Source organism: Agrobacterium larrymoorei, assembly GCF_037722385.1.
GTDB classification, from domain to species: Bacteria; Pseudomonadota; Alphaproteobacteria; order Rhizobiales; family Rhizobiaceae; genus Agrobacterium; species Agrobacterium larrymoorei_C.
This window is the reverse complement of sequence record NZ_JBBKAQ010000020.1, coordinates 211,942-223,674: the sequence shown is the minus strand read 5'-3', so window position 1 is coordinate 223,674 and position 11,733 is coordinate 211,942. Positions and strand designations below refer to the sequence as shown.

General features: G+C 56.3%; 13 protein-coding genes. 7 read left to right on the top strand and 6 right to left on the bottom strand.

Annotation, left to right across the window (positions count from 1 at the left end; all coding sequences use genetic code 11):
- The first annotated feature begins 193 nt into the window (after positions 1-193).
- The 4 genes from rpsM (at position 194) to rplQ (ending at position 2,826) form a co-directional block, all read left to right on the top strand.
- Positions 194-562: a 30S ribosomal protein S13 gene (rpsM, locus tag WKI41_RS20000; protein ID WP_113327213.1), complete on the top strand. Its 369-nt coding sequence runs from the start codon at positions 194-196 to the stop codon at positions 560-562.
- A 137-nt stretch (positions 563-699) separates the two neighbouring features.
- Positions 700-1,089: a 30S ribosomal protein S11 gene (gene rpsK, locus WKI41_RS19995; RefSeq protein WP_062427519.1), complete on the top strand. Its 390-nt coding sequence runs from the start codon at positions 700-702 to the stop codon at positions 1,087-1,089.
- Positions 1,090-1,272: 183 nt separating this feature from the next.
- Entirely contained in the window at positions 1,273-2,283 is a 1,011-nt protein-coding gene (locus WKI41_RS19990) for a DNA-directed RNA polymerase subunit alpha (protein WP_003495228.1), read from the top strand.
- Positions 2,284-2,400: 117 nt separating this feature from the next.
- On the top strand, positions 2,401-2,826 hold the full coding sequence (rplQ, locus tag WKI41_RS19985; protein ID WP_062427518.1) for a 50S ribosomal protein L17: 426 nt from the start codon (positions 2,401-2,403) through the stop codon (positions 2,824-2,826).
- An 866-nt stretch (positions 2,827-3,692) separates the two neighbouring features.
- On the opposite strand, the gene WKI41_RS19980 is transcribed toward rplQ, so the two are convergent.
- The gene (locus tag WKI41_RS19980) at positions 3,693-4,070 is read right to left on the bottom strand and encodes a hypothetical protein (protein WP_340195218.1); all 378 of its coding nucleotides are present in this window, start codon (positions 4,068-4,070) and stop codon (positions 3,693-3,695) included.
- Between the two features lie 186 nt (positions 4,071-4,256).
- Entirely contained in the window at positions 4,257-5,114 is an 858-nt protein-coding gene (locus WKI41_RS19975; protein WP_340195495.1) for a DUF817 domain-containing protein, read from the bottom strand.
- 72 nt (positions 5,115-5,186) lie between these two features.
- Between WKI41_RS19975 and WKI41_RS19970 the strand changes: the two genes are divergently transcribed.
- Positions 5,187-5,600, top strand: a complete 414-nt coding sequence (locus WKI41_RS19970) for a DUF2809 domain-containing protein (protein WP_340195217.1) — start codon at positions 5,187-5,189, stop codon at positions 5,598-5,600.
- Here the strand turns inward: WKI41_RS19970 and msrQ are convergent.
- The 3 genes from msrQ to WKI41_RS19955 form a co-directional block, all read right to left on the bottom strand.
- Positions 5,575-6,231, bottom strand: a complete 657-nt coding sequence (gene msrQ / locus WKI41_RS19965) for a protein-methionine-sulfoxide reductase heme-binding subunit MsrQ (protein WP_340195216.1) — start codon at positions 6,229-6,231, stop codon at positions 5,575-5,577. The two genes, WKI41_RS19970 and msrQ, sit on opposite strands and share 26 nt — an antisense overlap.
- A 1-nt stretch (position 6,232) precedes the next feature.
- Positions 6,233-7,174 carry a protein-methionine-sulfoxide reductase catalytic subunit MsrP gene (gene msrP / locus WKI41_RS19960; RefSeq protein ID WP_340195215.1) on the bottom strand — a complete coding sequence of 314 codons (942 nt, stop codon included), beginning with the start codon at positions 7,172-7,174 and terminating at the stop codon, positions 6,233-6,235.
- A 178-nt stretch (positions 7,175-7,352) separates the two neighbouring features.
- Positions 7,353-8,063, bottom strand: coding sequence for a DNA helicase (locus WKI41_RS19955; protein WP_340195214.1), 711 nt, complete (start codon positions 8,061-8,063; stop codon positions 7,353-7,355).
- 366 nt (positions 8,064-8,429) lie between these two features.
- Here WKI41_RS19955 and ilvD point away from each other — a divergent pair, with 366 nt between their 5' ends.
- Positions 8,430-10,265 (top strand): dihydroxy-acid dehydratase, encoded by a 1,836-nt coding sequence (ilvD, locus tag WKI41_RS19950; RefSeq protein WP_340195213.1) that lies wholly within the window; start codon positions 8,430-8,432, stop codon positions 10,263-10,265.
- Positions 10,266-10,415: 150 nt separating this feature from the next.
- Here the strand turns inward: ilvD and WKI41_RS19945 are convergent, their stop codons facing one another.
- The gene (locus tag WKI41_RS19945; protein ID WP_340195212.1) at positions 10,416-10,943 is read right to left on the bottom strand and encodes a GNAT family N-acetyltransferase; all 528 of its coding nucleotides are present in this window, start codon (positions 10,941-10,943) and stop codon (positions 10,416-10,418) included.
- Positions 10,944-11,038: 95 nt separating this feature from the next.
- Here WKI41_RS19945 and WKI41_RS19940 point away from each other — a divergent pair, with 95 nt between their 5' ends.
- On the top strand, positions 11,039-11,716 hold the full coding sequence (locus tag WKI41_RS19940; protein WP_340195211.1) for an SDR family NAD(P)-dependent oxidoreductase: 678 nt from the start codon (positions 11,039-11,041) through the stop codon (positions 11,714-11,716).
- The last annotated feature ends 17 nt before the right edge of the window (positions 11,717-11,733 follow it).

Sequence of the window (11,733 nt, the reverse complement as noted above, 5' to 3'; positions counted from 1 at the left end):
ACCGATTCCGTTAAACACCGCGCCAACTCGCGACAACCCAAGCGACTGGCGCGGATTTTCCTTTAGGGAGGGAAAGTCCGGGTTCGGTCGTTTTGACTTGTGACGAACAGGAATTTGAACTGGCGGCAGCATCGTGCCGCTCAAATGGAAGCACCACTTGCCGGATGGCAACTGGAACGCAAGGAGAATAGACGTGGCACGTATCGCTGGCGTCAACATCCCGACGGCTAAGCGCGTTGTTATCGCTTTGACCTACATTCACGGGATCGGTCCGAAATTCGCGCAGGAAATCATGGACAAGGTTGGTCTCTCGGCCGACAAGCGCGTTCATCAGCTGACGGACGCTGAAGTCCTTCAGATCCGCGAAACCATCGACCGCGACTATCAGGTCGAAGGTGATCTTCGTCGCGAAACTGCGATGAACATCAAGCGCCTCATGGACCTTGGTTGCTACCGTGGCCTGCGCCACCGCCGTGGCCTTCCGGTCCGCGGTCAGCGCACGCACACCAACGCTCGCACCCGTAAGGGTCCGGCGAAGGCGATCGCGGGTAAGAAGAAGTAATTTTCCGGTTATACGGAAGAGGAGGCTGGTGCGAACCGCGCCAGCCTTTCTGAGTTTGGCGCAATGCTCGCAAGCGGGTGGTGCGTCGGTGTAGCCGCTGGTGTTACGGCGGTGAAGAGATCAATGAAAGGACTACCATGGCCAAGGAAGCCGCACGCGTACGCCGTCGCGAACGCAAAAATATCACGTCGGGTGTAGCGCACGTCAACTCGACCTTCAACAACACGATGATCACCATTACCGACGCGCAGGGCAATGCGATTGCCTGGTCGTCTGCTGGTGCAAAGGGCTTCAAGGGTTCGCGTAAGTCGACCCCGTTCGCTGCTCAGATCGCTGCTGAAGATTGCGCCAAGAAGGCTCAGGAACACGGCATGAAGTCGCTTGAGGTCGAGGTTTGTGGTCCGGGTTCCGGCCGTGAATCCGCACTTCGCGCTCTGCAGGCTGCTGGTTTCCTCATCACTTCCATCCGCGACGTGACGCCGATCCCGCACAACGGTTGCCGCCCGCGCAAGAAGCGCCGCGTCTAACGCGTTCTGTCTGAGGTTCCGCCTTTCCTTCGGTCTGGCGGAACTTTCGCGTAATCGGCGTGTGGTTGCCGGCGTGGCCGGTGTGCTTACGCTTGAAACCCTCCGATGAACCTTGCGGTTCCTCTCGGTGATCATGCTCGGTCCGCCACGATTGGATGGTGGCGGCGAACGGAAGGTTTAAAGATGATTCAAAAGAATTGGCAGGAACTGATCAAGCCGAACAAGGTCGAATTCACGTCCTCCAGCCGGACCAAGGCAACGCTTGTTGCCGAGCCGCTGGAACGTGGTTTCGGTCTGACGCTCGGCAACGCGCTTCGTCGCGTCCTCCTGTCGTCTCTGCGTGGCGCCGCTGTGACTGCCGTGCAGATCGACGGCGTCCTGCACGAGTTCTCCTCCATCCCCGGCGTTCGGGAAGATGTGACGGATATCGTGCTCAACATCAAGGAAATCGCCATCAAGATGGACGGCGATGATTCCAAGCGCATGGTCGTGCGCAAGCAGGGACCTGGTGCCGTGACCGCTGGCGATATCCAGACGGTTGGCGACATCGAGATCCTGAACCCTGACCATGTTATCTGCACGCTCGACGATGGCGCTGAAATCCGCATGGAATTCACTGTCAACAACGGCAAGGGCTATGTGCCTGCAGAGCGTAACCGCGCGGAAGATGCCCCAATCGGCCTCATCCCTGTGGACAGCCTTTATTCCCCGGTCAAGAAAGTGTCCTACAAGGTGGAAAACACCCGTGAAGGCCAGGTTCTGGACTATGACAAGCTGATCATGACGATCGAGACCAACGGTTCGGTTTCCGGCGAAGACGCCGTTGCCTTTGCCGCTCGTATTCTTCAGGACCAGCTCGGCGTTTTCGTCAACTTCGACGAGCCGCAGAAGGAAGCAGAAGAAGAATCGGTTACGGAACTGGCGTTCAACCCGGCACTTCTCAAGAAGGTCGACGAGCTCGAGCTGTCGGTTCGTTCGGCAAACTGCCTGAAGAACGACAACATCGTCTACATCGGCGACCTGATCCAGAAGACCGAAGCCGAAATGCTTCGCACGCCGAACTTTGGTCGCAAGTCGCTCAACGAAATCAAGGAAGTTCTCGCTTCCATGGGTCTGCATCTGGGCATGGAAGTGCCTGCATGGCCGCCAGAGAACATCGAAGATCTCGCTAAGCGTTACGAAGACCAGTACTAACAAAGAAAAGGCAGGCCCTCAAAGACTGCCTTTCCCCGTCAAACAGCAGACCAGTCGTCTGCATGTGCCAGGAAACGGCAGGACCGGATAGGGAACCTGCACTAAAGGAGAATAGCAATGCGCCACGGAAATTCAGGCCGCAAGCTCAATAGAACCGCCAGCCACCGCAAGGCAATGTTTGCCAACATGGCTGCTTCGCTCATCACCCATGAGCAGATCGTCACCACTCTGCCGAAGGCGAAGGAAATTCGCCCGATCGTGGAAAAGCTTGTCACGCTCGGCAAGCGCGGCGACCTGCACGCTCGTCGTCAGGCCATCTCGCAGATCAAGGACCAGGACGCCGTCCGTAAGCTCTTCGACGCGATTGCAGCTCGTTACGCAAACCGTAACGGTGGCTACATCCGCATCATGAAGGCTGGCTTCCGTCAGGGCGACAACGCAGCTATGGCTGTTGTTGAATTCGTTGAGCGCGACGTTGACGCCAAGGGCGCAGCCGACAAGGCTCGCGTTGCTGCCGAGACGGCTGCTGCCGAAGCTGCATAAGCGTTCCGCTTAAGCAAATAGAGTCAGAAGCCGGGTGATCGATCACCCGGCTTTTTTCGTTGGTAAGCGGCGGCTCTATTACCACACCGGGACGGGATTATGGTGATACGCTCTTCGCCTTCACTTGTCACAATGGCACTGCATTGGCAGTCAGTAATTCCAGATACGAATATAAATTATCGGCCGCATCTGGCGAACAAGCGCGATTCCTTCGTGTCCAATAAGTGGTTCCTGCCATTTGCGGCATCGCCACAGTTGGTCTCCCAGAACCATCTCGGCTAACAATGGGGCAAGTTGAGCCTCCGGATCATTCACTCCATCGATGAGACTCTGAGGTAGGCCTTCAAGCCGCCCACCCAGCATTTAAATATTCCACTCGCGAAAGCTAGCCGGCGTCATCTCCGCGATAAGTTCTAAGCCGATCGGGTCGTAGATTAAGTCGTCCATTTAAGTACTTATTACGAAACGGCTGTGACCATTGATGACGGAATGTATTCACCCAATGACTTTGCATCGATTTTTTTGACTAGCAATAGCTGAGTGATGTAACAGCTATCCGTTGCACTCGGTCCCCGAGGGTAAACTGCCGAGGGAACAAATCGTTGATCCTGTTTTGCTGCTGGCTGCGAAAGATGGCCCTGAGCGTGGCGGTCAGATAAGCTTGGGATCGGCCGCACATGGTTTGCGAGTCTCACTCAATGCGGTGGTAGGTACGCAGTTCTCTGCTCCCGCGTCGCGCCTGTAGGAGAGGGCGGGCTTTTGGTTGAGAGCAATCGGCTGGATCGTCCCCTAAAGCACGTTCGTTATGCGGCATTCACGCTACTGCGAGATTTTCCGGCGCCGGTCTACGTTATGTTTTGACCTGCCTATTGCGCGTCGGGAAACTGGGCATCGCAAAGTGTAACGAAGCGTTTCATCGAGTCGGGGTCTTTGGCGAAAATCGCGGACATGGTGTCGACATGCTTTTGCAGATAGGTCCGGGCTTCCGACTTCGCCATTCTGTTCTCTTCGAAAGAGGCTTCCGCCATCGCAGCAAGTTTGTTGAACTTGCCTTCGTAATGTTTGGCTTGCGCTCTCGCCTTGGCGGACTTGGGGCCGTCTTTCAATGCTTGGGCGTTGATGATGAAGGTTGCTCCGCACTGGAACATGTAGTCCGTCTTGGATGGGCCAGGTTTGACGGTCGATGCGGCGAGAGCCGGGGAGGCGGAGAGGCTTGCCAGAAGAACGAAGATACCAATACGCAACGCCGGTTCCTTTCAAGAGAGGCAGAACGTTTCGTGGTCATCACGCAGATCTTCACGACGTCATGTCGGCGACTGTCACCAGACAGAATATTTAAGATAAGCCTCCTCGGGGCGGCTGTAAATTGTGGTTTCTCGTACGATTTTTGGGAGCGAAACCATATCTTTAGATGTGATCCAGAGCGGTTTCTACTCCGGGATGAATATCCGATGTTTGATGTGCTTGAGATGGCAGACGATCGTGAATGTCATGATGACGAGCAGAGACCATGAACTCCATTTACCGAGGCTTACTGCGGACCATGCGCCGAGCTGGTTGGGATAGCTCCAGATAGCAAAGAAGGTTGAGATATTTTCTGCCAGCCAGACAAAGAAGCCGATGAGGATAAAGGAAAGGAGCAGCGGCATCTCTCGATCACGATCATAGGGGCGGTAGGTCACCGTCGTGCGGGCATAGAGGCCGAGAACGCATGCGGCTATGTACCAGCGATAGTCGCCTATGTAGTGATGTGTAAAAAAGTTGGCGTAGATCGCAACTGCTATCAGCGTTGCCATCCAGTATGGCGGATGATGGCGGATTCTGAGATCGAACAATCGCCAAGCTTGAATGATGTAGCTGCCGACTGCTGCATACATGAAGCCGGAGAACAAGGGCACACCGAAGACCTTGCTATAGGCAAAGTCTTGGTAGGACCACGACTGGACGGCGCTGGACGTCTTGAACAATTCCAATGCGAAGCCGACGATATGAAACAGGAAGATCGCTTTCGCCTCATCAAGCGTCTCGAGCTTGCTCCAGATCATGAAGATCTGGATCGCCAACGCAATGACGAGGAGAACGTCGTAGCGCGGCAGGCCGAACAGGCCGGCACGGGGCACCAGAAAGATGGAAAGGAAGAAAAGCCCGGCAAACAGGCAGGCTCGGGCGTTCTTGATGCCGAAGTACAGAAATTCAACGACAAAGCGCCTGATGCCGCTCAAGCTTCCCCAGGGCCGCGCCTCGCAAAGATAATGATCCAGGAATGACAGACGGGTTGCCGGAAACATTGCATCGGATACCAAAGTGTATGCTCCTGTACCAGCTACGTGCAAGGGGTAAGGGAATCGACGTAAGGCAGAATGATGATGATCGATAACGGCAAATTTCATGCATCCCGGGTGCTGATCCTGTCAGGCCTTATCTTCGTTATTCTAGCGGGATTGGCGCTGCGGCGTTACGGATACACGATCGGACTGCCATTCCTCATCGTCAAATATGGCGGTTCGGTGTTGTGGGGCGCGATGGTCTATCTCCTGGCGGCACTGCTATTCGTGAACCGCAGGACGCAGCTTTTCATCATCTCCGTCACGTGCTGCTTCGCTGTCGTTGTGGAGTTGTTGCGATTGTTGCATTTCCCGGCGCTGGATGCATTCCGCGACACGGCGACCGGCACGTTGCTGCTCGGTCGCGTGTTCTCACCGTGGAACATCGTTTGCTATTTTGCAGGTATCGGCATGGCTGCCGCGATCACGCGGCAGTTCGCGGGGCGGTAGCGGCTCTGCGGGCTCTGCGCCGCGCCATGATGGTTGGCCGGATCAGACGATAGCCGAGGAGCAGGATCGTGAGGATGATATAGAAAGCCGGCTCGAGAGTCAGGCTCTTGCGCGCCAGAACGAAATGCAAAACGGCAACGGCGAGCACAGGGTAGGCGAGCTTGTGCAGCGTGTTCCAACGCGAGCCGAGCTTGCGGATCGACCAGCGGTTCGAGGTAAGCGCAAGCGGCAGAAGCATCGCCAATCCCGCCATGCCAAACATGATGTAGGGTCGCTTCAGAATATCGCCGATGATGGAGCTGAAGACCAAACCGCGGTCGAGTGTCAAATAAACGGCGAAATGCGCCAGCACATAATAGAAGGCCAAAAGGCCGAGGGCGCGGCGGTAAGCAATCAGGTTGATGTTGAACAGATCGCGCAGTGGCGTTACCAGCAGCCCGAGGCAGAGGAAGCGCAGAGCCCAGATGCCAAGCAAGTGCTCGAAATCCTTGACCGGGTTGAAGCCCAAGCCACCTGTTGCGGCAAGGTAAAAGTACCAAAGGCCGGGACAGAGACCGAGGATGTACAGCGCCCAGATGGCAGCTGGTTGGTACCGCTTGGGGAGTGAAGGGAAGGGCAAGGCGAATGCCATGTCAGTAATTCGCCTTCAGATCCATGCCGGTATAAAGGCTCGCAACGTCTTCATAACCGTTGAACATCAGGGTCGGTCGGTTCTTGACGCTAAAGAAGCCACCTTCACCGATACGCTGCTCGGTGGCTTGGCTCCAGCGTGGGTGATCGACGTTGGGATTGACGTTGGAATAGAAACCGTATTCGCGTGCGTTCGAGTTCTTCCAAGTGGTTTCGGGCTGCTTTTCTACCAGCGAAATGCGAACTATCGACTTGATGCCCTTGAAGCCATATTTCCACGGGACAACGAGGCGGATCGGCGCGCCGTTCTGGTTGGGCAGGGTTTCGCCATAGAGACCGACAGCGAGGATTGTGAGTGGATGGCGGGCCTCGTCGAGGCGCAGACCTTCGACATAGGGCCAGTTGAGCGGCTGAAAGAGGCCGCTCTGTCCCGGCATTTCATCGGGACGAACGACGGTTTCGAATGAGACGAACTTTGCGCTGCCTAGCGGCTCCACCTTGTCAAGAAGACTTGCCAGGGGAAAGCCGATCCACGGGATTGCCATCGACCAGCCTTCGACGCAACGCATGCGGTAAGGCCGTTCCTCGAGATCGAACTTCATCAACTCCTCAAGTCCGAATTCCTTCGGCTTGCCGACCAAGCCATCGACCTTCACGGTCCAGGGCGTTGGCTTGAACTTGCCTGAGTTTTCCTTCGGATCGGATTTGCCAACGCCGAATTCATAGAAGTTGTTGTAGCTGGTGACGGCATCGAGAGGCGTCAGTTGTTCATCCAGCTTGTAGGCTCCGGGCTTCGCCGTCAGCGGTGCTGCAATCGCGTCTCGCCCTGTGAGCCCAATGGCTGCAAGCCCGGCTGCCGTACCGAGAAAGCCACGTCTGGAGAGGTAGACATCGCGCGGCGTGATTTCGCTGGAGGCGATACGGGGAGGGCGATAGACGGGCATTGAGATCTCCTGAGGAACAGGTGCTGCACGGCATGTGCGCGATGAGGCAGGTCTGTATGATATGATCCCGATTTACGGCAAACAACAGGCGTCGGTTCACTCAATCGCGCGAAAGTGAAAGCTTTAAAATGGACCGCCAACGCTGGACCGTCCATGGCTTCAATGTGGCAAGTTGGACTTAAGCGATATTTCTAAGCTTGGCTGCACCTTGGTGGAGGAAGCACGCTTTGTCGAAGAGGCGCAGATCGACCAGATTAGGCAAACGAATGTCGGATAGATCGGGGATACTCTTTCCTAAAGCGTCGAACCTCCGGTCGACCTGAGAGATGAAGCCAATGATCGTCCCGGTTTCTTTGGCAAATTTGGAGAGTTGACTGATCTGCTGGTCAAGACTTGGTTTGACACGCTGCTGGTCTAGAATTTGAAGATAGTCGATGATTGCAACCGTTCCGGGCTTGGCGGCGGAGAGATTCTCGATGATGTAGTCAGCGCTTATGTCATCAGATGTGTAGATATCGATAGCACCAATCGGCAATGTTTCCTTATTGAGAGCGCGCAGATGTACGAGTGCCTGTTCGGACGTATATTCCAGCGTGAAAAAAGCAGCTCGTCTGCCCGCCCGTGCTGCCTCCGTCAGAAGTTGTAATCCCAGAACTGTTTTGCCCTCTCCACGAAGGCCGGCCAGTAGCAGCAAGTCACCTTGGTCGAGCATAGTCAGTATTTTTTGGGAAAGTGGTAGCTGCCTCATATGGGAGGAGAGTGCGCTCCAACTCTGAAAGCCCTCCTCATTAGCAACGAGGTCGAGCATTTCGCTGAGCGTTACCTGCCGCTCGCGTGCGGCGATCTTTGCGCGATGTTTTAACTTGAAGATAGGCGCAGACAATTTCATCAAAACCTCCTTGCGAGCTGATGCGCAATCCCTCCTTATGCGATGCTCGAACAGGCGGTTCGACGGTAATAGTTACCCTGCAAGTCAGATGCTTTCCCATCGGAGGGGGGAGGCTTTGGGGTGCCTAGAGACAATGCTACGGGCAGGATCGATTCGCTTCAAGCTGTGAATCGCCCTCCAGATCAAAGCATCTCTCAAACAAGGAATCCGCATCGTACCGTACCGCACCGTACTGTTTTGCCGTAAGGTGACAGTGACATGACTTTACGAATGGAGTAGAAGACGCGTCAGATTTTAAGCGGGCAGGACGCGCCAATGCGTTCGGAGGAGAAGCCCGCGAGTTTGAGAGAACCGAGGAATAACAAGATGCCTGTCTATCGCTCCAGAACGACAACCCATGGCCGTAACATGGCGGGTGCGCGTGGCCTATGGCGCGCCACCGGCATGAAGGATGGCGACTTCGGCAAGCCGATCATTGCGGTGGTCAACTCGTTCACGCAGTTCGTGCCTGGCCACGTGCACCTGAAGGATCTTGGCCAGCTTGTCGCACGCGAGATCGAGGCGGCTGGCGGTGTTGCCAAGGAGTTCAATACGATCGCAGTGGATGACGGCATCGCCATGGGCCACGATGGCATGCTTTACTCGCTGCCGTCGCGCGAAATCATTGCGGACTCGGTCGAGTATATGGTCAATGCGCATTGCGCTGATGCCATGGTCTGCATTTCCAACTGCGACAAGATCACGCCCGGAATGCTGAATGCCGCTATGCGCCTCAACATTCCCGCCGTGTTTGTTTCCGGTGGCCCCATGGAAGCCGGTAAGGTCGTTCTGCATGGCAAGACCGTTGCGCTCGATCTGGTCGATGCGATGGTCGCGGCGGCTGACGACAAGGTTTCCGACGAAGACGTCAAGATCATCGAGCGCTCTGCTTGCCCGACCTGCGGCTCGTGTTCGGGCATGTTCACCGCCAATTCGATGAACTGTCTGACCGAGGCGCTTGGTCTTTCTCTGCCCGGCAACGGTTCGACGCTCGCGACCCACTCCGATCGAAAGCGTCTTTTCGTCGAAGCCGGTCACCTGATCGTCGATCTGGCACGTCGCTACTACGAGCAGGATGACGAGAGTGTTCTGCCGCGCACGATCGCCTCCAAGGCGGCGTTCGAGAACGCCATGTCGCTTGATATCGCCATGGGTGGTTCTACCAACACGGTTCTGCACATTCTGGCTGCAGCCCATGAAGGCGGTATTGAGTTCACGATGGAGGATATCGACCGGCTGTCGCGCAAGGTTCCCTGCCTCTCCAAGGTCGCGCCTGCCAAGCAGGACGTGCATATGGAAGATGTTCACCGTGCTGGCGGCATCATGCGTATCCTGGGTGAGTTGGATCGCGGCGGTCTTATCAATCGCGATTGCCCGACTGTTCACGAACCCACGCTCGGCGACGCTATCGATCGTTGGGATATCACCCGCACCAATTCCGAGACCGTTCGCGAATTCTTCAAGGCAGCACCCGGCGGCGTGCCAACCCAGGTTGCCTTCAGCCAGTCGTCGCGTTGGGACGATCTTGATACCGACAGCGAAAACGGTGTCATCCGCTCGGTGGAGAAGCCGTTCTCCAAGGACGGCGGCCTTGCCGTCCTCTATGGCAACATCGCGCTTGACGGTTGCATCGTGAAGACCGCTGGCGTGGACGAAAGCATCTTGAAGTTCAACGGCAGCGCTGTCGTCTATGAAAGCCAGGACGCTGCGGTCAAGGGCATTCTCTCCAACGAGGTGAAGGCCGGAGACGTCGTCGTCATTCGCTATGAAGGCCCGAAGGGCGGCCCTGGCATGCAGGAAATGCTCTACCCTACCAGCTATCTGAAATCCAAGGGTCTGGGCAAAGCCTGCGCCTTGATCACCGACGGTCGTTTCTCGGGCGGCACGTCTGGCCTTTCGATCGGCCATGCGTCTCCGGAAGCGGCGCAGGGCGGCGCGATCGGTCTGGTGCGGCAGGGCGATCCGATCGAGATCGACATTCCCAACCGCACGATCAACCTCAAGGTTTCGGATGCTGAACTGGCAGCGCGTCGTGCGGAGCAGGACCAGCTGGGCTGGAAGCCGGCAGAGCTCCGCAAGCGTAACGTGACGACTGCGCTCAAGGCCTATGCCGCGTTTGCATCCAGCGCGGACAAGGGTGCTGTTCGCATTCTGCCGGAGTAGGTTTGCTCAGGGTTTCTGCATGAACACAGCTTAAATTGGGAAACGCCCGGAGACGGGCGTTTTTTCATGTTCTCCAACCTGTTGAGAGGCTTCCTTGCGAGATCGAATCAAGTTGCAGGTCACGCTGCGCACCTTGAGGTTGGCGAGAAACTAAGCTTCCTGCCAAGTCCGGCGATCAAGCCTGTAACGGATAAGGGCTACCACGTTGCCTCGCTCTAGACAGGTGGCTCTTGTGGTGCCGTCCTCTTGAAACCCGAGCTTCTTCAATAGGTGACGAGATGCCCTGTTGTCTGCGATCGGGCTGGCATGGAGCGCGTCGATGTTCAAGCGCTCGAACGCGTAATCGATGACGACACGCGCGGCCTCGTAGGCGTAACCTCTGCCCCAAGCGCTGCGAGCGAGCCAGTATCCAAACTCACCAGCAATGCCGATGACGCCGATGAGTTGTCCATTATCGATAGCCCAGACCGGGCTCCTCTTTTTTCGCGCTCGTAAGATCAACGCGCGGGCGTCGTTCACGGTAAAAGGCATTTCGGTCTTGAGAAGGTTGTTTGTGACGAGTGGATCGTTAGTGAGCCGCGCAAGCCTGGGCGCATCGACGATTTTGAGAGGTCGAAGAAACAGTCGTTTCGTTGTCAGCACGGCAGGATCTCGGGTCGCCTTTTCCATGGAACCCATGATGCGCAAGCCGTCCTTTGACGCAACCCTCGCATCACCATCGGAACATCCCGCCAACTGCAAACGTTGCCCGACCAAATGCGAGGAAGATTATCATGAAACGGGCAATTGTGACCGGCGGCGCTGGTTTGATCGGGACGGGGATTATCGAGGCTCTGTTAGGTGACGGCTGGACGGTTGCGTCTTTCGACGTCAAGGAAACCAAGACGAAGGCGCGCCATATTTTGTGCGACGTAGGCAATGAAACCTCTGTCCTTGCCGCCTTCGACCAACTTGGTTGGAAGGGGCTTGAGCTTCTCGTCAACAATGCTGGCATCGCAAGCCCCACGAATGGACCAATCCATGAGCTCTCGCTTGCCGACTGGCGCAAGGTCACTGACAGCCATCTGACGGGAGCCTTCTTGATGACGCGGTCTGCAGTGCCTTTGATGGGCGAGGGCACCAGCATCGTCAATATGGTGTCGACACGCGCCTTCATGTCGGAGCCTGAAACAGAGGCTTATGCAGCCTCCAAAGGTGGTCTCGTCGCGCTGACCCATGCATTGGCGGTCAGTCTAGGGCCGAAGATACGCATCAATGCGATTGCGCCGGGATGGGTCACAGACGAAACCGATCTGCGAAGCAAGGATAATGCGCAGCACCCGGTCGGTCGCGTCGGTCGGCCGAAGGATATCGCAGAAGGCGTGCTCTATCTTGCAGGCGCCGGCTTCATGACCGGTCAGGTGCTGGTGCTCGACGGCGGTATGACGCGCAAGATGATCTACGAAGAATAGACGCCTCACTTCTTCAA